This window comes from Pararhodospirillum photometricum DSM 122 (assembly GCF_000284415.1).
Taxonomy (GTDB): Bacteria; Pseudomonadota; Alphaproteobacteria; order Rhodospirillales; family Rhodospirillaceae; genus Pararhodospirillum; species Pararhodospirillum photometricum.
Genome location: NC_017059.1, coordinates 572,810 through 594,624, shown reverse-complemented (window position 1 = coordinate 594,624; position 21,815 = coordinate 572,810). Strand labels below are relative to the sequence as shown.

At 62.0% G+C, this 21,815-nt stretch carries 17 protein-coding genes and 1 pseudogene; 14 read left to right on the top strand and 4 right to left on the bottom strand.

All coding sequences use genetic code 11. The features are described 5' to 3' along the window. The first annotated feature begins 6 nt into the window (after window positions 1–6). From RSPPHO_RS02580 to RSPPHO_RS02540, 9 genes are all read left to right on the top strand, one after another. On the top strand, window positions 7–2,103 hold the full coding sequence (locus tag RSPPHO_RS02580; RefSeq protein ID WP_014413727.1) for a chemotaxis protein CheA: 2,097 nt from the start codon (window positions 7–9) through the stop codon (window positions 2,101–2,103). After that, entirely contained in the window at window positions 2,103–2,630 is a 528-nt protein-coding gene (locus tag RSPPHO_RS02575) for a chemotaxis protein CheW (RefSeq protein ID WP_014413726.1), read from the top strand. Before RSPPHO_RS02580 ends, RSPPHO_RS02575 begins: the two co-directional genes overlap by 1 nt. A gap of 184 nt (window positions 2,631–2,814) precedes the next feature. Then, the gene (locus tag RSPPHO_RS02570; protein WP_041796387.1) at window positions 2,815–4,989 is read left to right on the top strand and encodes a HAMP domain-containing methyl-accepting chemotaxis protein; all 2,175 of its coding nucleotides are present in this window, start codon (window positions 2,815–2,817) and stop codon (window positions 4,987–4,989) included. Between the two features lie 256 nt (window positions 4,990–5,245). Further along, window positions 5,246–7,312, top strand: coding sequence for a HAMP domain-containing methyl-accepting chemotaxis protein (locus RSPPHO_RS02565; protein WP_051013586.1), 2,067 nt, complete (start codon window positions 5,246–5,248; stop codon window positions 7,310–7,312). A gap of 72 nt (window positions 7,313–7,384) precedes the next feature. Continuing rightward, entirely contained in the window at window positions 7,385–7,909 is a 525-nt protein-coding gene (locus RSPPHO_RS02560; RefSeq protein WP_069187537.1) for a chemotaxis protein CheW, read from the top strand. Beyond that, entirely contained in the window at window positions 7,893–8,768 is an 876-nt protein-coding gene (locus tag RSPPHO_RS18640) for a CheR family methyltransferase (protein WP_014413722.1), read from the top strand. Before RSPPHO_RS02560 ends, RSPPHO_RS18640 begins: the two co-directional genes overlap by 17 nt. 13 nt (window positions 8,769–8,781) lie before the next feature. Beyond that, window positions 8,782–9,912 carry a protein-glutamate methylesterase/protein-glutamine glutaminase gene (locus tag RSPPHO_RS02550; RefSeq protein ID WP_041793855.1) on the top strand — a complete coding sequence of 377 codons (1,131 nt, stop codon included), beginning with the start codon at window positions 8,782–8,784 and terminating at the stop codon, window positions 9,910–9,912. Between the two features lie 56 nt (window positions 9,913–9,968). Next, window positions 9,969–10,475: a chemotaxis protein CheD gene (locus RSPPHO_RS02545; protein ID WP_157879060.1), complete on the top strand. Its 507-nt coding sequence runs from the start codon at window positions 9,969–9,971 to the stop codon at window positions 10,473–10,475. A 129-nt stretch (window positions 10,476–10,604) separates the two neighbouring features. Beyond that, window positions 10,605–12,413, top strand: coding sequence for a methyl-accepting chemotaxis sensory transducer (locus tag RSPPHO_RS02540; protein ID WP_014413719.1), 1,809 nt, complete (start codon window positions 10,605–10,607; stop codon window positions 12,411–12,413). Window positions 12,414–12,456: 43 nt separating this feature from the next. Here the strand turns inward: RSPPHO_RS02540 and RSPPHO_RS02535 are convergent, their stop codons facing one another. After that, entirely contained in the window at window positions 12,457–13,374 is a 918-nt protein-coding gene (locus RSPPHO_RS02535; protein ID WP_242390634.1) for a cation diffusion facilitator family transporter, read from the bottom strand. 50 nt (window positions 13,375–13,424) lie between these two features. Continuing rightward, a pseudogene (gene pdxH / locus RSPPHO_RS18635) lies at window positions 13,425–14,029 on the bottom strand (pyridoxamine 5'-phosphate oxidase). Window positions 14,030–14,170: 141 nt separating this feature from the next. Here pdxH and RSPPHO_RS02530 point away from each other — a divergent pair. The 5 genes from RSPPHO_RS02530 (at window position 14,171) to RSPPHO_RS02510 (ending at window position 19,928) form a co-directional block, all read left to right on the top strand. Next, window positions 14,171–15,109: a DnaJ C-terminal domain-containing protein gene (locus RSPPHO_RS02530; RefSeq protein ID WP_041793854.1), complete on the top strand. Its 939-nt coding sequence runs from the start codon at window positions 14,171–14,173 to the stop codon at window positions 15,107–15,109. Window positions 15,110–15,326: 217 nt separating this feature from the next. Then, complete coding sequence (locus tag RSPPHO_RS02525; protein WP_051013584.1) at window positions 15,327–16,169, top strand: hypothetical protein; 843 nt, start codon at window positions 15,327–15,329, stop codon at window positions 16,167–16,169. Then, window positions 16,166–16,447, top strand: coding sequence for a circadian clock KaiB family protein (locus RSPPHO_RS02520; protein ID WP_014413715.1), 282 nt, complete (start codon window positions 16,166–16,168; stop codon window positions 16,445–16,447). Before RSPPHO_RS02525 ends, RSPPHO_RS02520 begins: the two co-directional genes overlap by 4 nt. 23 nt (window positions 16,448–16,470) lie before the next feature. Beyond that, window positions 16,471–17,994: a circadian clock protein KaiC gene (gene kaiC / locus RSPPHO_RS02515; RefSeq protein WP_014413714.1), complete on the top strand. Its 1,524-nt coding sequence runs from the start codon at window positions 16,471–16,473 to the stop codon at window positions 17,992–17,994. Next, entirely contained in the window at window positions 17,994–19,928 is a 1,935-nt protein-coding gene (locus tag RSPPHO_RS02510) for an ATP-binding protein (RefSeq protein WP_014413713.1), read from the top strand. Before kaiC ends, RSPPHO_RS02510 begins: the two co-directional genes overlap by 1 nt. Before the next feature lie 113 nt (window positions 19,929–20,041). Here the strand turns inward: RSPPHO_RS02510 and RSPPHO_RS19645 are convergent, their stop codons facing one another. Both RSPPHO_RS19645 and RSPPHO_RS02505 read right to left on the bottom strand, forming a co-directional pair. Beyond that, window positions 20,042–20,641 (bottom strand): hypothetical protein, encoded by a 600-nt coding sequence (locus RSPPHO_RS19645; protein WP_157879059.1) that lies wholly within the window; start codon window positions 20,639–20,641, stop codon window positions 20,042–20,044. A 196-nt stretch (window positions 20,642–20,837) separates the two neighbouring features. Further along, the gene (locus RSPPHO_RS02505) at window positions 20,838–21,425 is read right to left on the bottom strand and encodes an XRE family transcriptional regulator (protein ID WP_041796377.1); all 588 of its coding nucleotides are present in this window, start codon (window positions 21,423–21,425) and stop codon (window positions 20,838–20,840) included. Between the last annotated feature and the right edge of the window lie 390 nt (window positions 21,426–21,815).

Genomic DNA, 21,815 nt, shown 5'->3' with positions numbered 1-21,815 from the left:
TGAGCCATGAACGCCGGACCCTCCTCGCATGCCGAAGTCTATCTCGCCGAGGCGGAAGACCTCCTGGCGGACATGGAAACCGGCCTTCTCGACCTGGAAACCAATCCCGACGCCCCCGACCAAATCAATCGGGTGTTCCGAGCCCTGCACACCATCAAGGGCTCGGGCGCGGTGTTTGGCTTCACGCAAGTGGCGGACTTCACCCACCACGTCGAGACGGCGTTTCAACGAGCCCGGGACGGCGAAATCCCCGTCTCCCCGGGCCTCCTGGAAGTGACCCTGGCCGCGCTGGACCATATCCGCGACCTGCTGGCCGGCCAGGAAAACAAAGAGCGCGAGCGCGATCTGCTTGCCCGGCTGGCGACCCATGTGCCCCAGACCAAAAAGGACAAAGGGCCCAGTGCGTCCCCGCCGCCGCCGCCGTCCGACGAGGGCCCGCGGCACTGGCGCATCCGCCTGAAACTCGCCCCGCAGGTCATGGCCTTCGGCACCAACTGCCTGCGCCTTCTCGATGAACTGCGGGCCCTGGGCGAAACCGTGGTGGTGGCGCTGCCCGAGGCGATCCCGCCGCTGGAGCACCTGGATCCGGTGGCCTGCTATATGGAGTGGGACATCGTTCTCACCACCAACGAGCCGCGCAGCGCCCTTGATGACGTCTTTTTATTTGTGGCCGACGACGCCACCATCAGCATCGAGCCCCTGGTCGTTGAAGCCGGCCCCAAGCGGCTGGGCGAGATCTTGGTGGCGCGCGGCGATGTGGACAAGGAGCACCTGGAAGCTGCCCTGGTGCAACAACGCCCGGTGGGCGAACTCCTGATCCAGGCGGGGCAGGTCTCGCCGGAAAAAGTGGTCTCGGCCTTGGTCGAACAGGCCAAGGGCCGCGAGGACACGCGAGCCGCCGCCCAGGCCGACAGCGGGCACGGCAGTTTGCGCGTCCAGGCCGAGCGGCTGGACAGCTTGATGGATCAGGTGGGCGAACTGGTGATCGCCCAGGCCCGGCTGCGTCAGCTCGTCGCCCGCAGCGAGGACCTGAACCTGCGCGCGGTCGCCGAGGAAATCGAACGCCTGTCCTCGGACTTGCGCGAGACGACCATGAGCATCCGCATGGTCCCCATTGGCACCTTGTTCGGCCGCTTCCGCCGCGTGGTGCGCGACGTGTCGCGCTCCTTGGGCAAGATGGTCGAACTGACTATGGATGGCGAAGAGTCGGAACTCGACAAGACGGTGATCGAGCGCCTCAACGACCCCCTGGTCCATTTGGTGCGCAACTGCATCGATCACGGTCTGGAAGCCGCCGACGAACGCCGCCGGGTCGGCAAGCCCGAGGTTGGAAGCATCCATCTTTCTGCCGTGCACTCGGGCGCGCAAGTGCTGATCAGCATCACCGACGACGGCCGGGGCATGAACCGGGCCGCCATTCGGGCCAAGGCCGAGGAGCGCGGCTTGCTGGCGCCAGACACCCAGATCTCGGACAGTGATCTGCTGGCCTTCGTTTTTCACCCCGGGTTTTCGACGGCACGCGAGGTCAGTGCGGTGTCGGGCCGGGGCGTGGGGATGGATGTGGTCAAGCGCACCATCGACGCCCTGCGCGGCACCATTGAAGTTCGCTCAACCCCGGGACAGGGAACGGTGATCCTTCTGAAGCTGCCGCTGACCCTGGCCATCATCGATGGCCTGCTGGTGCGGGTGGGCCGGGGGCTGTATGTCCTGCCGCTCTCGACGGTTGAGGAGTGCGTGGAACTTTCGGTCGATGCCCACGACAATGACGGGGGCTGCGATTTCCTCAACATCCGCGGCGCGTTGGTGCCCTTCTTGCGCCTGCGCGAGCGCTTCCGCGTCGGGACACCGCCCGATCCTTATCCAAAAGTCGTGGTGGTGTCCTCGGGCACGGCCCGGATTGGATTGGTGGTCGATCAGGTGGTGGGCCAGCACCAGACGGTGATCAAAAGCCTGGGCAAGCTGCTGGCCGACGTGCGGGAGTTCTCCGGGGCAACCATCTTGGGGGACGGCACCGTCGCTTTGATCATGGATGTGCCGCGCCTGATCGAAATGGGTCAAGGCGTGGGCGAGGACCGTCGGCTCGCTCTTGGGGAGACACGCTGATGACCGGACCTTCCTCCAGCCTTCCCGTTCCCCAGGGCGGGCGGGCCGTTGTCGCCTCGGGCACCGGCTCGGGACAGACGACCTCGGTGTTGTCCATGGCCCTGGCTGGCAACGTTTTTGCCCTGGATGCCGGCATTGTTTTGGAAATCCTTGATGTGGTCGCCCTCACCGAGGTTCCCAACAGCAGCACCTTTATCAAGGGATTGCTCAACGTCCGGGGCAAGGTGGTGCCTGTGGTGGACCTCAAGGTCCGCCTGGGGCTCTCGGGGCGCGACGAGATTACCCTGGATTCGCGCATTGTCGTTTTGTCCATCCGTCTCGACGGGGAAGAAACCCTGGTGGGCATCCTGGCCGACAAGGTCTTTGGGGTCATGGAAATCGATTTCTCGACCCTGGAAGACGCGCCGTCGGTGGGCATTGTCTGGCGCTCGGAGTTTATCCGCGGCATCGGCAAGTCTGAGCAGGGCTTTATCGTCATCCTCGATATGGACCGTGTGTTTGCCAGCCCCGACCGGGCGGCATCGTAACCAACGTCAAAGCGGGCTCTGGTCACCGTGGGAACGGGTGTGTGGCAGGGGGTGCCAGGATAAAGGCCGGGGAGGTGCCTCCTTCCCAGTCCCCCGTCGCGAAAAGAGCCTTGAAAAACAAGCCTTGGCCTGAAGGCGCCCCGCCAGAACGGGGGGAGCCATCACTCCACCGATGGGGATGAAGATGCGCATCACTATCAAACTAAAATTGGCCGCCGCGTTCGCACTTATCATCGTTCTGGCCGGCGTTTCGTCGATCTTTGGCCTGTCGTCCATGGCCGGCATGAACAACCGCACCACCTTTATTATCGAGAACGCCGCCGAAAAGGCGATGCGCACGCTGGAAATTCAAAGCCTGTTTTTTCAAACGGCTCGGGCGTTGCGCAATGTACTGATAACCAACGATGAATCAGAAATGCTCCGCTTCAAGGATGAAGTTGAAACAAAAATTGTAGCTATTGAAGCTAAGTTGGACTCTATTCGCCCCTTGATTATTTCTCCGGAGGGACGAAAAGCTATCACTTCTATTGAGGCGGCAATTGTAGAATACAAGGCAATGACCAACAAAGTTATTGGCCTGTCTTTAGAAAACTCTAATTTTAAAGCAAGCCAACTCATCAAGGCGCGCGGTAATGATTTGTTCGCCCAGGTTTCTGGGGCGTTGAATACATTGATTAAGAATGCTGAAAGCCGAGGGAACTCGCAAGGCGCCCTTGTTCTAACATCGATCCTGGCCCAGCTTAATCATCTCCAGGTTTTGGAGCGTTCCATCATTTTGTCCCCGAACGAGCGCGAAATGGAAGGGCTCAATGCCGAGGCGAATGCTCTCCTAGCGGGCTTCAAGGAGTTCGTCTTGGAAATCGAGCAGGTGGCAAGCAGCACCGACCAAGGCGACGTCCGGGTTCTGCGCGCAGCGTTGCCGGCCTACGCCGCCTTTTCCCAAGAAGTTCGTGCCCTCGCCTCCCTTAACACCAACGACAAGGCTTTCACCTTATTAACCACCGATGGCCAGCGCTTGGGCAACGCCGTGGAGGTGCCCATCAACGACTTGGTCACCGTATCGCGCTCCCAAATGACGGGAGAGATGGAGAATAATGTTGAAGCCTACAACCTGACCACGGTGGTGATGATCACCATCTTGGTCGCCACCATTGTGATCAGCTTGAGTGTTGCGACCTGGATTGCGTTGTCGATCAGTCGCGGACTGTCCAAGGCGGTGGGGCTTGCCAACGCGGTGGCGCTGGGGGATCTATCGCAGACGATCCACGTGACCACCAACGACGAAATCAAGGACGTGGTCTCGGCGCTCAACGGCATGACGGCTAATTTGAATGCGGTGGCGCAGGTCGCCGATGAGATTGCGCGGGGCAACCTGACGGTCAATGCCCAGCGCCTGTCGGACCGCGATGTGCTGGGCATTGCCTTGGAAACCATGCTGGAGCGCTTGCGCACGGTGGTGACCGAGGCCCTGACGGCGGCGGGGCAGGTCTCCTCGGGCAGCCAGCAACTGTCATCCACCTCCGAGCAGATGGCTCAGGGCGCCACCGAGCAGGCCTCGGCGGCCGAGGAAGCCTCGTCGTCGATGGAAGAGATGGTCTCGACCATCAAGCAAAGCTCGGACAATGCCAGCGAAACGGAAAAGATCGCGCGGCAGTCGGCTTCGGATGCGGAACTGAGCGGCCAGTCGGTGACCAAGGCGGTGGAAGCTATGCGCACCATCGCCCAGAAGATCAACATTGTGCAGGAAATCGCCCGTCAGACCGACCTGCTGGCCCTCAACGCGGCCATTGAGGCGGCCCGGGCCGGCGAGCACGGCAAGGGCTTTGCCGTGGTGGCCTCCGAGGTGCGCAAACTGGCCGAGCGGAGCCAAGCGGCCGCCTCCGAAATCATGGTCCTCTCCTCGGACACCCTCGCCATTTCGGCCGAGGCCGGCCAGATGCTGACCAAGCTGGTGCCCGATATCCGGCGCACCGCCGATCTGGTCGAGGAGATCAGCGCGGCGGCCCGCGAGCAAAACGTGGGCGCTGAACAAATCAACACGGCCATCCGCCAACTCGATCAGGTGACCCAGCAAAACGCCAGCGCTTCGGAGCAGATGTCGGCTACATCGGAGGAACTGGCGGCCCAAGCCGAGCAACTGGAAGCCACCATGGCCTTCTTCCGTATTGGCGACGAGGGCGCCCGCTCGGTCCGCCGGGCGCAAAAGGCGCCGGCCCGCAAGCCTAAAATCTCTCACTTAGGGCAGGACAAGGCGGCCAAGCCTGCGGCAGCGAAAGAAAATGTGCCGACGAATGCCAAGGGCTTTGTTCTGGCACTTGACGACAGTGATACGGAGGATGAACACTACCAGCGTTATTGAGCGCACGTCTTCCCCGCCACCCCATACAGCCCAGTTCGTCTAGATTTGTTATGATGACGCGTTGGACCCTGAGTGGGATTTAGTTGGTTGGTGCCGTATCCCCTACGGTTAAGGGAAATATCCCCGGTTCTCTTGCCCCCCAAGGACAAGGGAACCGGCAGAGCCTCTCCCTGTCGGGGAAGACAAGGTAAAGCCCGGACGGTTTTCGGGCGGGTCCCCCTTGCCACCGATCCCCTCAGACCAGGGAACAGAGACCATGCGCATCACCATCAAGGCCAAGCTGGCCGCCTCTTTTGCCCTTGTCATCGTACTGGCCGGTATTTCCTCCTTGCTGGGCCTGAGTGCCATGGAAGGGATGAACAGTCGCACGGTCTTTATTGTTGAAAACGCCGCCGAGAAAGCCGTGTTATCTTTGGAGGCTGAGGCGGATTTTCTGGCTTTGACCCGGGCCGTGCGGAATGCCTTGCTCTCCAATGACGAGGATGAAATCCACCGGTTCCAGCAGGAGTTGGAAGACCGTCTCAAGGATATGCGCACCCACGTTGAAGGGATCCGTCCCTTGATCGTCACCGAGGAAGGACGCAAGGCTTTGGTCGCGATCGAGACGCTTCTAGAGCAGTATGAAGATATGGCCGAAAAGATCCTCGACTTTGCCTTGCAAAACAGCGACTACCGGGCTGGGCGGCTTCTGGCGACGCGAGGACGGGAGCTTTCGGGCCAACTCTCGGAGACCCTAGAGGGAATGATCAAAAGCGCCCAGCTCCGAGGCAACACGGACGTGGCGTTGACCCTTTACCACCTCCTTGATGACTTCCGCATGCTCAAGGATCAAGACCAGTCGGTGACCATTAGTCGTGATGACAAGGCGATTCAGGCTTTTAACGCCGAGGCGGAGCGGCTGGGGGGGAGCCTCAAGGAGTCCTTGGCCGCCCTGGAGAAAATACCCGGTCTGTTGGATCAACCCGAGGGGCGAGCCCTGCGTCAATTGGTATCGGCCTACTGGAATTTTTCGGTCGAGGTGCGGACCCTTGGGGGGCAGAAGTCCATGGATCGGGCCTATGCTCTGCTGTCTACGGAAGGGATGCGTCTGGGGCGGGCGATCGAAGAGCCGATCCAGGCTTTGGTGTCTCTGGCCCGCAATCAAATGGCCCAGGAGATGAAGAGTAATTTCCAAGCCTACGACACCATGATGGTGGTCTTGGTCTCGATCTTGGGGGCGACCATCGTGGTGAGTGCGGGCGTGGCGTTTTGGATGGCCAGCTCGATCGGTCGGGGTTTGGGCAAGGTGGTGGGGCTCGCCCATGCCGTGGCCCACGGCGATCTGGAACAAACCCTGGAAGTGAACAGCAACGACGAGATCAAGGACTTGGTGGTCTCCCTCAACGCCATGACCGCCAACCTGCGCACCATGGTCTCCGAGGCGCTCAAGGCGTCGGCCCAGGTGGCGGCGGGCAGTCAGCAACTCTCCTCCACCTCCGAGCAGATGGCCCAAGGTGCGACCGAGCAGGCCTCGGCGGCGGAGGAAGCCTCGTCGTCGATGGAGGAAATGGTCTCGACCATCAAGCAAAGCGCCGACAACGCCACCGAAACCGAGCGGATCGCCCGCCAGTCGGCGGTGGACGCCGACACCAGCGGGCAGGCGGTGAGCAAGGCAGTGGAGGCCATGCAGACCATCGCCCAGAAGATCAACATCGTCCAGGAAATCGCCCGCCAGACCGACTTGCTGGCCCTCAACGCGGCTATTGAGGCGGCGCGGGCCGGCGAGCACGGCAAGGGCTTTGCCGTTGTGGCCTCCGAGGTGCGCAAGTTGGCCGAGCGCAGTCAGGCCGCCGCCTCCGAGATCATGACCTTGTCGTCTGATACCCTGGCGATCTCGGCCGAGGCCGGCCAGATGCTGACCAAACTGGTGCCAGCGATCAAGCGCACGGCCGAGTTGGTTGAGGAGATCAGTGCAGCGGCCCGCGAGCAGAATGTGGGCGCCGAGCAGATCAATACGGCGATCCGCCAACTCGATCAGGTGACCCAGCAAAACGCCAGCGCCTCGGAAGAGATGTCGGCCACCTCCGAGGAACTGGCGGCCCAGGCCGAGCAGTTGGAAACCAGCATGGCCTTCTTTCGCATCTCCCACGAGACCCTTGGCGGTTCTGTCCGTTCCAGAACATCTGTCGCCACAGCGCGTAAGACCGGTCGGGCAACGCGGGAAACCCCAGAGCGGGCCGCCAAGGCCAAAGTCACCGCGTCCCGGGAGATCACCGCTCCCAAAGGCGTCCGGCTGTCCCTTGACGCCGGGGACACCGAAGATGAACACTACGAGCGCTATTGAACTTTTCTAAGGTCGGGGCCACGTCTTCAAGACGGGAAAGGCCCCCTTTCTTGGGTGAGAAGGAGGGATAAGATGAGTCTTCCGTTGCCTGTTCCCCCCCGAAGCGGCGGTGCTGCCCTCCCTTCCCCGGATCGCTCCTATGTTACGGTGGGGGTGGACCAGGAAGTGTTTGCTCTGGATGTGGGGCATGTGCGGGAAGTCCTCGACCCCCAGCCCTTCACGCGGCTGCCCGACATGCCGCCCTCGGTTCGGGGCGTGATTGACGTGCGCGGTCAGAGCCTCCCGGTGTTTGATCTGCGGGTCAAGTTCGGCCTGCCCCCCGGCGAGCAAACGGCCCACACCCGGGTGGTTGTTCTCGAGGTGCCTTTTGCCGGCCAGCCCGTGGTGTTGGGCGCTTTGACCGACCGGGTGTTCGAGGTGACGGCCCTTGACGACACCGGGATTGAGCGCCCGGCGGAGCTGGGCATGCGCTGGCGCTCCGAGGCGGTGGCGGGACTCGGCCGCCGCCATGGTCGGCTGGTCATTATTTTGGATGTCGCCCACGTTTTCAGCCTGACCGACCTGTCCCTGGCGGCCCCCGATGTCCCGGGCTCCTGAACCGGGCTCCTATCTTCAGTCCTTGGCCGGCGATACCTTGCCGCCTAAGGTCTATCAAACCTTGGCGGACCTGATCGAGGAGCAGATCGGGATTCGCCTTCCAGAATCAAAGAAGACTCTGGTGGAAAGCCGATTGCGTCGGCGTGTCCGGGCTTTGGGTCTGGATAATCTACGGCAATATGCCCAGGAATATCTGGAAACCGAAAGGATATCCGAAGAGTTCGCCGATCTTGTCAACGCGCTGACCACCAACAAAACCGATTTTTATCGGGAGCCCTCGCACTTCGATCTTTTGGTACAGACCGTTCTTCCGGCCATGCTCCGCGACGGCTTGGGCCGCACCCGTCCCTTGCGGATCTGGAGCGCGGCCTGCTCCATCGGCGCCGAGCCTTACACGCTGGCCATGGTGTTGTCGGACTATGCCCGGTTGGTCGGGGGCTTGCAGTTTAGCTTGCGCGGTTTTGACATTGATTCCGAGGCCTTGTTCAAGGCACGCCGGGCGATTTACGACCTCGCCTATCTCGGCCCCATTCCCGAGGAGGCGCGGCGGCGCTACATCTTGCGCGCTCGGGTACACGGCAACCACACCTTCCGCATTGCGCCGGAGGTGCGGCGCATGGTGGAATTTTTCCCACTAAATCTTTTAAGCCCGGAGTGGCCGGATGATCAACATCCCGATATAATCTTCTGCCGTAATGTGCTTATATACTTTAATAGACCTAACCAACAGCGGGCTCTGGAGGGGTTGTGCGAGCGTTTGCGCCCCAAGGGGGTTCTCTTCGTCGGGCATTCGGAATCGCTGCATGGGTTGTCCTTGCCTGTTCAGCCTCTTGCCCCCGCCACCTATCAACGTGTGTGATCAGGGACCGCCCATGACCGCCGATCCCAAGCGTATCAAGGTACTCGTTGTCGATGATTCCGCCTCGGTGCGGCAGACGATGACCGACCTTCTGAACGAGGATCCCGAGATTGAAGTCATCGGGACCGCCGCCGATCCCTATGTGGCGGCCAAGCGCCTCAGCCAGATCGTTCCCGATGTCATCACCCTCGACATCGAAATGCCGCGCATGGACGGAATCACCTTTTTGCACAAGCTGATGGAGCAGCATCCCCTGCCCGTGGTCATCTGTTCCTCGCTGGCTGCCGATGGCACCCAGGCCTTGTCCCAGGCTTTGGATGCCGGGGCGGTCAGTGTGATCGCCAAGCCTCTGACCGGCACCCGTCAGTTTCTTCTGGAATCGAGTATTGGTATTCGCGATGCGGTCAAGGCGGCGGCCCAGGTGGATGTCGGGCGTTTTCGGGCCCTGCGCCGGGCCAAGGTTGAGGGGCCAGCGCCCAAGCTCACCGCCGATGCGATCATCCCTCGGCCGTTGAGTCGTAAAATTGCTAAAACAACCGATAAGGTCGTGTGTATCGGCGCCTCCACCGGCGGGACGGAAGCGCTGCGGGTGGTCTTGCAGGACCTGCCGCTTGACTCCCCCGGCGTGGTTATTGTCCAGCATATGCCCGAGCATTTTACTCGGGCTTTTGCCAACCGCCTCAACGGCATTTGCACCATCGACGTCAAGGAAGCCGAGGATGGCGACCCGGTGTTGCGCGGGCGCGCCCTGATCGCCCCGGGCAATCGCCATATGTTGTTGCGCCGCGACGGAGCGCGCTATTCGGTCCAGGTCAAGGACGGCCCACTGGTCAGCCGGCACCGCCCCTCGGTGGATGTGTTGTTTCGCTCGGCCGCCGCTGCCGCCGGCGCCAATGCCTTGGGGGTGATCCTGACCGGCATGGGGGATGACGGGTCCCGGGGGATGCTGGAAATGCATCAAGCGGGGGCGTTGACCCTGGCTGAAGACGAATCGACCTGCATTGTCTTTGGCATGCCCAAGGAAGCCATTGCCGCCGGGGCTGTGGACCGTGTGATCCCCCTGGACCGGATGGGCCGCGAAATCATGCGCGGCTACGCCGACCTCAACGCGGCCCTGATCCGTCCCGAGGAGGTGCCGCGGTGATGGAAGGGGGGGACAGACCATGGGGGCTCGATACCCTAAAGGCCGTGGAGGGCTCGGTGCCCTCGCGGTTTATTGGGCCGGGGGATGTCTATTGCAGCCGCATTCCTCATCTGGTGACGACGATTTTGGGATCGTGCGTGGCGGTGTGCTTGTTTGACCCCGCCGTGGGGATTGGGGGCATGAACCACTTTGTTCTGCCGTTTCACCCCAGCGGGGAGGCGCCCTCGACCCGGCATGGCGACTATGCCACGGCCACGTTGATTCGGCGCCTGGGGAATCTGGGGGCTGATCCTGAGCGGCTGCGGGCCAAGGTGTTCGGCGGCTCCGTCATGCTGATGGGCGGCAAGAACGGGGTGCCCTCGCCGTTGAGTGTGGGCGCGCGCAATGTCGCCCTTACCCGGGGCCTCCTGGCCGAGCGGGGAATCCCGATCGAGCGCGAGCGGGTCTTGGAAACCTCGGGCCTGATGATCAAAATGCTGACGTCCACCGGGGATGTCTGGGTGCGCAAAGTGGGAACGGCCTCTTTTGCGCACGTGGTCCCCCGGGTCGAGGCCACCTCCTGAGGGGGCCGCGGATGAGGGAAGGAGGGGCCAGGGGAGGTCCGCCTCCCCAGCCTTCTTCTTTTTTCAGGCCCTTCAACACCCGCCTGTCGATGCCATGCAGGGACGCCGATCCACTCCTGGAGATCCGCGATGAACCAGATACCGTCTCTCCCCGCCCTCTCCGGGTCCTCGTCCTCCTGGTCAAACCAGGAGGACGAGGCGCGCACCTGGTCGCGGCGCATTGAGCAGATCGAGGCCAGTCTGGACGCCTTGCGCGAGCCGTGCGAACAGAGCTTTCTGGCGCTGGGCGAGGCCCTGAGTTCGGCCCACAAGACCGCCCGCGCCATGGGCGACAGCGCCGCCGTCCTCACCGACGCCCTGACCTCACGGGGCCTGACCGATCAGGCCCGCGCCCTGGAGCTTGACTTGCACGTGCTGGATCAGGCGTTGGCCGCGGCGCGTACCGAAACCGGTCTGCAAACCATCGACGACGCTGCCCAGGCCATTGGCGGCTCGGTCCAGACCTTGGGCAAGCTGCTGGTCCAGGTTCGCATGCTGGCCATGAACGCCCGTATCGAGGCGGCGCAGTTATCCGGCCTGGGGATGGATTTCACGGTCTTCACCCGAGAGATCGGTCGTCTTGCCCAACGGGGTGAACAGAGCATAGGCATTATTGTCGGAACCTTGCGCACCCTGAGGGATGTTTTGTCCCAGGCTCTCAACTTGCAAGGCGCTTTGGGCGACCAACATCGCCTGGACCTTGAGGGTATCAAGCGCCGGCTCCATAGCGCCATGAACACCTTGCAGCAGCGCCAGGAGGCGGCACGGCGCACCCTGGGGAGCTTGCCCACTCACCTCGACCAAGCCCACCGGTCGGTCTCCGAGGTGGTGAGCGCGTTGCAGATTGCCGACATGACCCGTCAACGCGTCGAGCATGTGGACGAGGCTCTGGCCACCGTCCTTGGGGTCCTCAACACTCAGGGCAGCGACCAGGACATGGGGGGGACCCGGCGTCACATCATGGTCAACGCCCTGTGCGACCTGCAAGCCCGCCAGCTTACGGTGATCCGGGATGACTTCGAGGCCAAGGCTCGCATCATCGAGACCAATTTGCGCGCGCTGGGGACCGGGGTCCAGGGGCTGCGCGAGGGGGTAACCCGCCTACATGCCACCAGTACCGAGGACAGGACCGACTTCCTGGACACCCTGGCCAACGACCTCAAGACCGCTCTGTCCATCCTGGAGCGCTATCGCAGCGCCCGGCGCGAAACTGAGGACAGCATGGGCACCGTCGTTTCCATGACCAGCGAGATTGCCGAGGCCGTCACGGCCATCAACGAGATTGATGCCGAAATGCACTTGATCGGCCTTAACGCCTCGATCAAGTGCGGCAATCTGGGAAGCCGGGGCCGGGTTCTTACGGTGATCGCCAGCGAACTCCAGGCCTTTGCCCGTCAAACCCGCGCTTTGGCCCTGGAGATCGGCTCTCGCCTCGATCGGATTGCCGCGTGTTCCTCGGACCTGGGCCGCCAGAACGCCGGCACCGACTCTGGCAAGCTTGATGACCTTGACCAAGCGATCCAGACCTTCCTCGATACCCTGGATCGCCTCACCGGCGAAAGCAGCGAGCGTCTCAATGAGGTCCGGGCGCAAACCGAAACCCTGGAGCGTTCGCTGAATGTCACCTTGACCAATTTCACCATCCGCAAGCGCATGACCGAGGTTTTCACAACGGCCGCCCGCGAGCTTGGGGCCATCGCCCAGGCCTGTCGCCCGGATTTGACCGGCCCCGCCCTGGACGACGCCCGCCGCGAGGTTCTGGAGTTCCTACACAAGCACTATACTATGGTGGACGAGCGCGAGGTTCACGAGGCCATGTTTGGGGGAACCCCGCGTGCTGCGGCCGCCGTGACTCCGTCCAAGGCGGCCACAACCGATATTTCCGACTTGTTGTTTTGAGCGGGAGAAAGGGTCGGCTGGGGAGGGGACCTCCCCAGACTCCTCATTTTTTTGGCGCCCTGTCCTGCGTCAAGGAGGCGTCTTGATAGGCCAGCGGGGGGTGATTTCCTTCCTGGAGGCCGGCCGGGTCCTGGTGGATCAAGACATCCGCCTGGGGATAGAGGGCGCGCAGGCGGTCCTCGACGTCCACGGCGATGGTATGGGCGGCGAGCAGGGTTTGGTTGGGGTCCAGTTCCAGGTGGAGCTGGATAAAGGAGAGCGGGCCAGAGCGGCGGGTGCGCAGGTCATGGACATCCCGGACCTCGGGGTGTTCCAAGCAGGTGGCAATGATCCGCTCCCGGTCCTGGGCCGGCAGCTCTTTGTCCATGAGCAGGTCGATGCTTTCCAGGCCGATGTGCCACGCATTGACCATCAGATAGGCGGCGATGCCCATGCCGAGTAAGGGGTCGAGCAGCGGCAGGTCTACCAGCATGCCCACGGTCAGCGAGCCGATGACGGCAAGGTTGGCCAGGAGGTCGCCGGTGTAATGCAAGCTGTCGGCGCCGATGGCCACCGAGTCGGTCTGGCGGACCACATAACGCTGAAAACTTACCAAAGCCAGGGTCAGGGCGATGGAGAGGACCATGACGGCGATCCCGATGGCCCCATCGCGCACCGGTTCGGGGGCGAGCAGGCGGCTAATCGCCTGGATTAGCAGCAAGGCCCCGGATCCCGCAATGAAGGCGGATTGACCCAATCCAGCCAGGGGCTCGGCCTTGCCATGGCCGAAGCGGTGATCCTCGTCGGCCGGGGTGAGGGCTTGGCGCACGGCAAAAAGGGTCACAAGGGAGGCGGCGCCATCAAGCAGGCTGTCGATCAAGGTGGACAGCACGGCCACCGACCCGGTGACGAGCCAAGCGGCCAACTTGGCCACGACCAAAATCGCGGCCACACCGACCGAGGCCAAGCTGGCCCGGCGCATGAGACGGGCTTTGCGCTCGAGGGGAGAGGTGGGGGCAGAGGGGGCGGCGCTCATGGGAAGAGACGCTCGGTGCGCCAGCCCTCGGGGACGGCGTGGAAAACGACCCGGTCGTGTAAACGAAACGGGCGGTCGTGCCAGAACTCAATGCTCTGCGGCACGACCCGAAAGCCCGACCAGTGGGGGGGCGGGGCACCGGCCCCAGGCCATAGCGGGCGGTGGTGAGGGCGAGGCGCTTTTCCAGGGCCCAGCGGCCTTCCAGCGGGCGCGACTGATCCGAGGCCCAAGCCCCCAGGCGGCTTTCGCGCGAGCGCGACGCGAAGTAGGCATCGGCGCGGGCGTCTTCGACGGGCACCACGGCGCCCTCGACCCGAACCTGCCGGCGCAACGACTTCCAGTGCCAGCACAAGGCGGCAAAGGGGTTGGCGCGCAACTCAGACCCCTTGCGGCTTTCGAGATTGGTGTAGAAAATGAACCCGCCGCTCGGCCCGGGGGTCGGGATAACTTCCTTGAGCAAGACCATGCGTACGCTGGGGTGCCCGTCGGGGGTGCAGGTGGCCAGCGCCATGGCCGTGGGGTCGTTGGGCTCGCTGCCCTCGGCGTCGGTCATCCAGGCCGAGAACAGGGCGTAGGGGTCTTTTTCGTCGAGGGTGCTCATGATGATCCAGGCGGTTGGGTCCGCACCAGTGCGGTCAGTTCCACAGTGGGCCAACACCCGCTGGATCACAAGAGCCGGGGCGGCTACCATGGCCGGTCGGCCGGCCCCCCTCTGGCCGGTCGGCCACGAACGGAACCAATGATGAAAGATCCCTATACCGTGCTGGGGGTGGCGCGCACCGCCACCCAGGACGAGATCAAAAACGCCTATCGCAAGCTAGCCCGGAGCATGCATCCCGACGTCAATCCCGAGGATCCCCGGGCCGAGGAGCGTTTCAAAGAGGTCTCCTCGGCCTATGCCCTCTTGGGGGATCCGGCCCGCCGGACCCGCTATGACAAGGGGGAAATTGATGCCCAAGGCAACGAGCGGGGGGCTCGGACCCACAGCAGCCGGGGCTATAATTCGCGTTGGACGGGCGGTGCTCGGTCCGAGGGATTCGGCTTTGAGTCGGCGTTTGGCGAGGAAGACGTGTTTTCCGACGTGTTTCGCCGCTCAAGCCGAGGCAGTGGGGCCAGCAGTGGCGCCGGAGCGGGGATCCGGCCCCAGCGTGGCCAGGATGCCCAGTACCGGTTGAAGGTTACCTTCGAGGAGGCAGCCCTGGGGTGCACCAAACGCATCACCCTGACCAACCGCAAGACCTTGGATGTGCGCATTCCCCCGGGCTGGGAGGATGGTCGGACCTTGCGCTTGAAGGGGCAGGGGGCGGCCGGCATCGCCGGCGGACCAGCCGGGGACGCCTTGGTCGAGATCGGGGTGCGGGAACATCCGGTGTTCCGGCGCGAGGGGCGTAACGTCATCGCCGACATTCCCGTCACCTTGCGCGAGGCCGTCCTCGGCGCGCGCATCACCGTCCCTACCTTGGAGGGCAAGGCGGTGGTCACCGTGCCCGAGGACTCCAACACAGGCACGCTCCTGCGGCTGCGAGGCAAGGGGATTCCGGCCGATGACGCGGTGCGTGGTGACTTATTGGTGCGTCTGTCCATCACGTTGCCCGATCCCTCCGACCCCCGGTTGAAGGCGATGGTGCGCAAGCTCAAGGACCCGGATGCCGACCCGAGGGAGAAGGCGGGTCTCATTTGATTCGCGTTTAACGGGAGGTCGGTACGCGCGAGGCGTTAGGGCTTGGTCAGACTTTCGCGTGCCTTCCGTTTTCGGTAGGGTCTATGCCCCTCCCGTGGTACCCTTATGAAGATGAGGGCATGCCTACGGGATGGGGTGCCCTAAAAGCTTCCCCTTCCTCAACAGATCAGACCGTGATACCGCCCATGCTCTCTTCTCGCTGGCGATTGGATACGCCATGAATACCGCCAAGGGTGAACCGCCCGATCGATTGTATGTGTTCGTTGCCGACGTGGGGCAAGGGCAGGCCGGGCTGCTTGCAACTCGGATCCGCACCGCCTTGCCGACGGCCCAGGTCGTGATCCGGCCGGAAGAGGCCCGCGAGGTTGTCGATCTGGTGGTTTTGGCGGTGGGAGAGGCGTGCTTGCCCGACGATCTAACCGTCATGATCGAGCGCTGCGTCGGGCTGGGGCCCGTTTTGGTGGTGCTGGAAGGAGGCGACGACGATCTCGGCCTAGTGGCCTTGTCCGCCGGTGCCGACGACTGGGTGGCCGCCGCCGGCTTCGATCCCCTGGCCTTGATCCATCGCGTGGTGCTGCGTCACCGCGCCCAGGAAAGTGCCCGCACCAATCAGGCCCGCGCCCGTCTGGAAGGCGAAACCGACCGCCTGGGGCGCTTGTTGTCTGGAGGCTCCACGTCCATCACGGCCCGCAGTTTTGGCAGTGCGACCTTGCGGGATGCGCTGCCCGACCTTTACATCTCTTCCCTGCGGCGGTTGAATGATCTGGTCGATCAGGCTGTGGAGGAAAGAATCTATGGTGACGGAACCAACCTGGATCCCGAACTCCAGTCCCTCGCGGAAACGCTGGGCTTCGCCCGGGCCGGGCCCCGCGATGTGATCGATTTGTATGTGACCGTTTTGCGGGCTCGGGATGCCTCGGGCCCCGCTCGGCGGCGGGCCGTGATGATGGAGGAGTCGCGGTTGCTGGTTTTGCAGTTGATGGGCCATCTTGCCAACCATTACCGTTTGCGCGTTATGGGCGCGCCCGTCAGGCGGGGGGAAAAGGGGACTCAGCGATGACCGAACCTATTCGTCTGACCCTTTATATCTGTGGCGAGACCATCCGGTCCCAAAACGCCCTGCGCGCCCTGGACCGGATCCGGATGACCTTGGGCCAAGCGTGCGAGGCCCGGGTCGTTGATGTGGTGCTCAATCCCGCCGAAGCCGAGCTGGTCCGTATCCTGGCCACCCCCACCTTGGTTCGCGACTATCCGCTGCCCACGCGGCGGGTCGTTGGAGACCTGGACGATCTCGACCAGGTCCGCCGAATCCTCAGCCTTCCTTCCGTCCCTTCCTGACGCGCCTGAGCGGGAACCCTATCATGAAGCAACCTTCCGCCAACGAAATCGAAAAGCAATCGACGGGTATCCCCGGCTTCGACCTGATCGCGTATGGTGGTTTGCCCAAGGGACGCACGACCTTGCTCGTCGGCACGGCCGGCAGTGCGAAGACGATTTTTTCCGTGCAATTCCTGGCCGCCGGCATTGAGCAGTTCGGCCAAGGGGCCGTGTTTGTCACCTTCGAGGAAATGCTCGACGACATCAGGCACAATGTGGCCGGCTTCGGCTGGAACATCGAGCGCTGGGAGGCAGAGGGTAACTGGGCCTTCGTCGATGCCGCCCCGCGTCCGCTGGACGATGGCGAGATTGTCGGCGCCTTCGACCTCGGTGCCCTTTTGGCCCGGATCGAGCATGCCGTGCGCACCACCAATGCCAAGCGGGTGGTGCTTGATTCCTTGGGGGCGGTGTTTATCCGCCTGGGCGAGGCCTCGACTTTGCGCAACGAGCTTTTGCGCATCTCGGCCGCCCTCAAGGTCATGGGCGTGACGACCATCATGACCGCCGAGCGCGAAAGCGACGAAGGACCGTTGACCCGTCAGGGCATTGAGGAATTCGTGGCGGACAACGTGGTCATTTTGCGCAATGTCAAGGATGGCGAACGCCGACGCCGTACGTGCGAAATTCTCAAATTCAGAGGGGCGTTTCACCAAAAGGGCGAGTTCCCCTTTGCCATCTTGCCGGGCTCGGGCATTCAGGTGATCCCGCTCTCGGCGATCGAGCTGCGCCAGAGTTCGTCGGAGCTGCGCATTCCTTCTGGCTCGGCCGATCTCGACGAAATGTGCGGCGGCGGTTTTTTCCGGGACTCCATCGTTCTGGTTTCGGGCGCCACCGGGACCGGCAAGACCCTGATGTGTACCCACTTCCTGAATGGCGGCCTGTTGGCCGGCGAGCGCTGCTTGCTGTTCGCTTTTGAGGAAAGCCGCCAGCAGTTGTTCCGTAATGCGAGCGGCTGGGGGGTTGACTTCAAGACCGCCGAGGAATCGGGGCGCCTGCGCGTGGTCTGCGATTACCCCGAAGTGGCCTCCATTGAAGACCACATGATCACGATCAAGCAGATCATCGAGGACTTCAAGCCAGACCGTCTGGCGATCGACAGCCTCTCGGCCATCGAGCGCATTTCCTCGGATCGGGGCTTTCGCGAGTTTGTCATCGGGCTCACCTCGTTTATCAAACATGGTGAGATCGCGACCTTGTTCACCTCCAACACCCCGACCCTGATGGGTGGGTCGTCGGTGACCGAGACCCATATCTCGTCGATCACCGACAGCATTATTCTGCTGCGCTATGTCGAAACCTTCGGCGAGATCAGCCGTGGCGTCATGGTGCTCAAGATGCGCGGCTCGTTCCACGACAAGGAAATTCGCGAGTTCAACATCGACGGCAAGGGGATGCACATCGGCCGGCCCTTCCGTAACATGACGGGCATCCTGGCGGGCAACCCTCACCACGTCACAACGTCGGAAGCCGATCGGCTTGAGGGGCTGTTTACCGAGGGGCCGCGGTAATGATCTCCAACGGCTCGGGGGAACAGGGCTTCCGGGCGTTGGTCGAAGCGGCCACCGATGCCATCTTGGTGATTGGCAGCAGTGGTGACATTTTATATGCCAATGACGCCGCTGGAGACTTGTTCCGCCAGACCCCGGCGACTCTCCACGGAGCACCCTTTGGGTATCCCGTGGTGCTGGGTCAGACCGTCGAAGTCGATCTCCCAGCGGCAGAGGGCGTGCGCATCGCCGAGATGCGGGTTTCTTCCGTATGCTGGGAGGGAGGGCCGGCTGCCGTCGCCATTTTACGCGATGTGAGTGAGCGGGTGACCCTGACCGCGTATTTGCGCGATCGCCTGCATCTGGAAGAGCTGATGCTCGATATTTCAGCCGGCTTCGCCCGGGCGACGCTGGCCGACGAAGAGGAAGTCAGCGGCCGGGCCCTGACCCGTATTGCCGCCTATCTCCACGCCGATCACGCCTGCCTCGTCGTCTGGCAGGACGACGGTGATATTCGCTTGACAGCCTGCCATCCCGGGCCGCCGCGCGCCATGACCAAAGTTGCGTTTTTGCCGCTTCTGCGGGCCGTGGTCCTGAGTGCGCGGGGACGGATCGATCCGCGGCCCTTTGAACGAGGCAGGGAGGGGGAGCCAAACGAGGCGGTTCAGGCGCTTCTTCAGCGCGCCAACATGGCGTGGCTGGGCCTGCTGCCCCTTGCCGCCGGCCACGAAGAGGTGGGTTGGTTGCTGGTAATGCGCGCGCGCCCTCCCGACCCCGACGGGGTGGGAAGTGACCTGGATGTGTTGCGCCCCGTGGCGGCAGTGCTGGTCGATTCCTTGCGGCGCCTGCGGGCCGAGGCCTTGCTCAACGATGTTCTGGCCAAACAAGCCGCGGTGTTTCAGCAGGCCGTCGAGGGGCTCGTTTTGGTGCGTCAGGGCCGCATCCTGCGGGCCAACCAAGCCATGGCCCAGATGCTGGGCTATCCAGTGGACGCCCTGGTGGGGATGGAAACCCGCGCCTTGTTTGCTTCCGACGAAGGGTACGACGCCCTGGAGCCCCCAGCCTCCCTCGCCAACGGGCAGGTGTTCACGGGGGAGCACCTGTTTCAGCGCCGCTCGGGCGAGCGCTTTTGGGTGGAGCTCAAGGGCGTTCACGTGGATACCTTCAGCGATCCCCCAGATGCGGTATGGGTGTTGCGCGACATCAGCGAGCAGCGCGAGGAGCGTCGTCGCAAGGAGCAGTTGATCGATGAGCTGCGCCGCTCCAACGCCGAACTGGAGCGCTTCGCCTTCATCACCTCCCATGATCTCAAAGAGCCGGTGCGCATGGTGGCGTCTTACGTCAACCTGTTAAGCCGGCGCTATGGCGAGCGCCTGGATGAGGAAGGCCGGGAGTTCCTCGCCTTTGCCCTGGAAGGCGCTCGCCGCATTCATCAAATGATTGAGGGGATCTTGGACTATGCCCGGATCGAAAAAGCCGGCGCCGATGTCGAGGCCGTCAGTTTGATGGAGAGCGTGCAACGCGTCCAGGAGGATCTCAAGGATAGCCTGCGGGAGTCCGGGGCCCATCTCGACGTGGACCCCTTGCCCTCGGTGCTGGGCGTCACCTCCGAGATCGACCGCCTGTTCGCCAACCTCATCGGCAACGCCATCAAGTTTGCCAAGCCTAAGGAAGCACCGGTGATTCGCATTACCTGCGTGCCAGAAGACGAGGCAACGTGGCACCTGAAGGTCAGCGATCAGGGCATCGGCATCCCCGCGCGCGACCGCGAACGGGTGTTCGATCTGTTCTGGCGGCTGCATGCCCGCGAAAATTTCGACGGCAATGGGCTGGGGCTGGCCATCGTCAAGCGCATCGTCGAACGCCGGGGCGGGCATATCTGGCTCGACTCTCGGGAAAATGACGGAACAACCGTCCATGTCCTCCTGCCGGCGGTTCCGGGGCGGGAGGCGTAGTGGCGGTTTTGGAAGAGAGAAGACTGGGGGAGGCTCGCCTCCCCACGACCCCTCCATTCCTTGAAGGAAGTGCTAAGGGGGAGGGGGCTTTCGGTGGGGCAGGGGGGAACGATCTATTTTTCCCAGCCAAAGATAAAAGTGGGAATTTTTGTGAATTCTTCTTCTAGTTGATCGCACAGGTTTGATATAGATTTCTTAAAATCTGAACTACCGTAAATTGATTCCATTAATTTATCGGTGATAGCCTCCACTTTCTCCTCAATCAACGTCACGTCATTCCTGACTTGATTTATTCCATTAATCAAATGGAGTGATGATGGTTCTGAAAATAGCTTAGGGGATTCTTCCCGAAAGAAATGATGGGCAAAATAGTTTCTTGTTTTATTGATAGATCTAAGGTTATCGATAAGGGGTGACATCTCATCACAATCAGAGACAAAATTGATTAAGCTTCCTAATGTTGCAGAAAATGCTTTTTGTTCATATTTTTCAAAAAGAATCAACCAGTCCTGCTTTGTTTTTATCTTTCCAGTCATCATAGAGTTTTTTAGTTGATAAAAAATGTAAAAATTATGTATCGATGCCTCTAGCTGGGCGTATTGTGAAAAAAGAAGTCCGAAATGAGATAAGACTTCTTTGTGCAAATTACGGTCATCAGAGAGTAGTTCAGGAAATTCAAGGAACAAAGAAGAATATTTTTCTGATTCTTTCATGCTTTCCCTCAGGGGCAATGACGTTACAATATTATTTTTTGATGATTACTCAATTATAAGGATCCTTTCGCATGGTATTGTCGGACGGGATCGCTTTGGAGTTCAAATAAAAAAGGGGGTCTGGGGCATCGCCCCAGGCGGGGTCGGGGCGGCAGTCCCGCGTTCCCACATCACGCGGCAGCTCCGCATTTCCCTGTCAGGCGCGGCGGATCCATCGGATGGGGGCGGCGGTATCGAGGGCGACATCTTCTTCGTCAGGGGCGTTGAAGGCGGCCAGGGTAAACAGGGCCTTGGTGCGTCCGCGTTTGACGTGGCGGACCAGGGTTTGGCCGTCGCTGGTTCGCACGATGCAATCGCGGCCGTAGAGGTCTTCGGGCATGCGGTGGGGATCAACGGCGGCATGGAAGAGGAGATCTCCTGCCCGATAGACGGGCCAGAGTCCGTCTCCTTCGACACGCACGGCCTGGGTCCGGCTGGAGGCCCCCGGGGGGGGCTGGGTGAGATCCAGGGGGAGCTCGGAGGGATAGGTGATCACGCCACCAGCACCAACGGTTCCGACGACGGGGACGGGCGGGTCTTCGGCGTCTCGGCCATAGAGGAGGTAGGAGGCCGAGACGTTGAGGAGGCGAGCGATGTCCTCGACGATCCACGGCTTGGGCGTATTGCGGCCGCGTTCGTAGTAGGCGATGGTGGATTGATTGACGCCCAAGAGCTTGGCCAGGGCGTACTGGGACAGCCCCTGATCCTTGCGTGAGTCGGCGATTCTTTTTCCGATGTCGTTCATGCTTGCAACATATGCCATCGCGTCATAGTCGGCAAGAAAAATTCCCCCATTTTATGACCAAACGCCCTTTATGGCTGGCCCTCCCATCAAATGACGATAAATCATTTTTTTCAATATCCGCAGAGATCTGGTGGGGGGCGAGCGGGGAGGCTATTATTCTCGCTCGGGGGGTCGAAAAATTTTAAGTTCTCGTAGAAGATGTATCGCGCCGCACGTGTCTTTCTGATCATTCCAGGGATGGGCGAATTTTCTTCCTCCCTTTGTCTGGGGTCTCGCCGCCCCAAGGCGTCTAATTCCCGCAACACGAGTGATGAAAGGAGTTGACTTCCAATGGGGGCGGTGCCAAAAAGATGACGAAACGACATAGCGCGACCGGGAAGGGATGCGCCC

Bases quoted from the DNA above. Each gene is read 5' to 3' on its own strand.
- RSPPHO_RS02535 (WP_242390634.1), bottom strand. From the start codon at position 13,374: ATGCGCCGGGCCAGCTTGGCCTCGGTCGGTGTGGCCGCGATTTTGGTC.
- RSPPHO_RS02570 (WP_041796387.1), top strand. From the start codon at position 2,815: ATGCGCATCACTATCAAACTAAAATTGGCCGCCGCGTTCGCACTTATC.
- RSPPHO_RS19645 (WP_157879059.1), bottom strand. From the start codon at position 20,641: ATGAAAGAATCAGAAAAATATTCTTCTTTGTTCCTTGAATTTCCTGAA.
- kaiC (WP_014413714.1), top strand. From the start codon at position 16,471: ATGAAGCAACCTTCCGCCAACGAAATCGAAAAGCAATCGACGGGTATC.
- RSPPHO_RS02525 (WP_051013584.1), top strand. From the start codon at position 15,327: ATGAATACCGCCAAGGGTGAACCGCCCGATCGATTGTATGTGTTCGTT.
- RSPPHO_RS02550 (WP_041793855.1), top strand. From the start codon at position 8,782: ATGACCGCCGATCCCAAGCGTATCAAGGTACTCGTTGTCGATGATTCC.
- RSPPHO_RS02530 (WP_041793854.1), top strand. From the start codon at position 14,171: ATGAAAGATCCCTATACCGTGCTGGGGGTGGCGCGCACCGCCACCCAG.
- RSPPHO_RS02565 (WP_051013586.1), top strand. From the start codon at position 5,246: ATGCGCATCACCATCAAGGCCAAGCTGGCCGCCTCTTTTGCCCTTGTC.
- RSPPHO_RS02505 (WP_041796377.1), bottom strand. From the start codon at position 21,425: ATGAACGACATCGGAAAAAGAATCGCCGACTCACGCAAGGATCAGGGG.
- RSPPHO_RS02580 (WP_014413727.1), top strand. From the start codon at position 7: ATGAACGCCGGACCCTCCTCGCATGCCGAAGTCTATCTCGCCGAGGCG.
- RSPPHO_RS02540 (WP_014413719.1), top strand. From the start codon at position 10,605: ATGAACCAGATACCGTCTCTCCCCGCCCTCTCCGGGTCCTCGTCCTCC.
- RSPPHO_RS02560 (WP_069187537.1), top strand. From the start codon at position 7,385: ATGAGTCTTCCGTTGCCTGTTCCCCCCCGAAGCGGCGGTGCTGCCCTC.
- RSPPHO_RS02520 (WP_014413715.1), top strand. From the start codon at position 16,166: ATGACCGAACCTATTCGTCTGACCCTTTATATCTGTGGCGAGACCATC.
- RSPPHO_RS02575 (WP_014413726.1), top strand. From the start codon at position 2,103: ATGACCGGACCTTCCTCCAGCCTTCCCGTTCCCCAGGGCGGGCGGGCC.
- RSPPHO_RS02510 (WP_014413713.1), top strand. From the start codon at position 17,994: ATGATCTCCAACGGCTCGGGGGAACAGGGCTTCCGGGCGTTGGTCGAA.
- RSPPHO_RS18640 (WP_014413722.1), top strand. From the start codon at position 7,893: ATGTCCCGGGCTCCTGAACCGGGCTCCTATCTTCAGTCCTTGGCCGGC.